Annotated in this window: 1 protein-coding gene and 1 pseudogene; both read left to right on the top strand. The window is 69.6% G+C overall.

Annotation, left to right across the window (positions count from 1 at the left end; all coding sequences use genetic code 11):
- The first annotated feature begins 142 nt into the window (after window positions 1-142).
- Complete coding sequence (locus C1I97_RS36830; RefSeq protein ID WP_111007229.1) at window positions 143-1,171, top strand: SMI1/KNR4 family protein; 1,029 nt, start codon at window positions 143-145, stop codon at window positions 1,169-1,171.
- A gap of 8 nt (window positions 1,172-1,179) precedes the next feature.
- Window positions 1,180-1,630 (top strand): annotated as a pseudogene (locus tag C1I97_RS36825) (SUKH-4 family immunity protein); the annotation flags it as partial.

The raw sequence follows: 1,630 nt of genomic DNA, 5'->3' as shown, positions 1-1,630 counted from the left end.
GTCGTTGTAGCGCATAGGCTGTCGGCACGCCGCGATGCGCGCGGTCGACGCGTTGGAGAGAAGTAGGGATACGGGTCTTGGCGGGCCGGGGCTGGATGCCGGTCGCCGTGGGTCGTACAGAGTGCCTCAGGGGGCAACCACCATGACGACAGGTCGGCTCGGGGTGGGTGTTCCACCCGGCCACCAGGCTGGGGGGCGGGCCGCGCCGCCGAACGCGGCCTATGCCGGACAGGTCGTGCATTTTCCGGATCCGGTGCGGGCTGCTCGTCACCCGGGAGGGGTACGGGTGGATGAGTGTGGGTTTCCCGACTTCTCGCCGTATGCGCGGGCCGCGGTGGAGATCGCGGAGCCGCCTGCGGGGTTCGGGGTCGACGAGTTGCGGCTGACGGACTATGTGTCGGCGAACGCGGCGCTGGCGGCTTGTGGGCACGAGTTGTGGGACACGGTGCCGAGTGTGGCGACTCCGCACGGCTGGACGTGGCATCACGTGGTGGGCGGCCGGCGTATGGAGTTGGTGCCGGTGGAGGTGAAGGCGCTGCTGCGTCATCACGGTGGGATCGCGACTGCGAACGTCGACCAGGCCAAGCGGGGTACGCGTCCGTTGCAGGAGACGCGGCCGGCGCACTTCGGGTTGCCGAAGTCGGGTGTGGCGGTGTCGGAGCAGCAGGTGCTGGGGGTCGAGGAGGATCTGGGGTTCCGGCTGCCGGGCGCGTACCGGTCGTTCCTGAAGGCGGCGGGTGGTTGTGCGCCGGTGGGGACGGCGTTGGACGCGGAGTCGGGGTTGCTGGTCGACCAGCCGTTCTTCACGGTGCGGGAGGAGGCGGCGGTCAATGACCTGGTGTATGTCAACAAGTGTCTGCGGGATCACCTGACGAAGGACTATCTGGGTGTCGGTTTCGTGCAGGGCGGGCTGCTCGCGGTGAAGGTGAAGGGCGAGCGGGCCGGTTCGGTGTGGTTCTGCGCGTACGACGATGTGCGGGATGTGGATCCGTCGTGGTCGCAGGCGGAGCGGGTGGAGCGGTTGCTGTTGCCGTGCGGTGAGGACTTCGACGCGTTCCTGTGCCGGCTGGCGGGTTCTCCGCCGGAGTTGGAGACGGTGGCGAACCTGATGGTGGACGGTGGTTTCGTGCGTGTGGCGGCCGTGTCCTCCGGGTCGTCGGTGGGGGAGTGAGCCGGGCGATGGTGACGTTCGCGCAGGCGCAGGAGCGCGCCGAGGAGTGGGTCAACGGGGATGTGCCGGCGTACCAGCATCGTGAGGTGCGGGTGCGGGAGTTCGAGCTGGGTTTCGTGGTGTGGGCGGAGGACCGTGAGGGCGGTCCGCGGCTGGACGGCGGTGCGCAGCGGCTGGTGATCGCCCGGGACAGCGGGGAGGCCACGTTGTGGCCCGGTCTGCCGGTGGGTGAGGTGATCCGCCGGTACGAGGAGGAGTACGGCCGTACGGGGCAGGTCGCGGACGCGGTTCCGGCGCCGGCGGCCCGGGTGGATCTGCACCAGACGTCGTTCTTGTTGAGTCCGCCGCAGTGGTTGCAGGAGGCGGCGGACAGGCTGGGGATTCCGGACCGGCGGGCCGTGCCCGCCGGGTCGGTGTTCTCGTCGCTGACGTTGTGCTGCACCACGAGCAGGTCGTGTG

It is taken from the genome of Streptomyces sp. NTH33 (assembly GCF_003236365.1).
Taxonomy (GTDB): domain Bacteria; phylum Actinomycetota; class Actinomycetes; order Streptomycetales; family Streptomycetaceae; genus Streptomyces.
The sequence above is the reverse complement of the archived record's forward strand: the minus strand, read 5'-3'. Positions and strand labels throughout refer to the sequence as shown.

Bases quoted from the DNA above. Each gene is read 5' to 3' on its own strand.
- C1I97_RS36830 (WP_111007229.1), top strand. From the start codon at position 143: ATGACGACAGGTCGGCTCGGGGTGGGTGTTCCACCCGGCCACCAGGCT.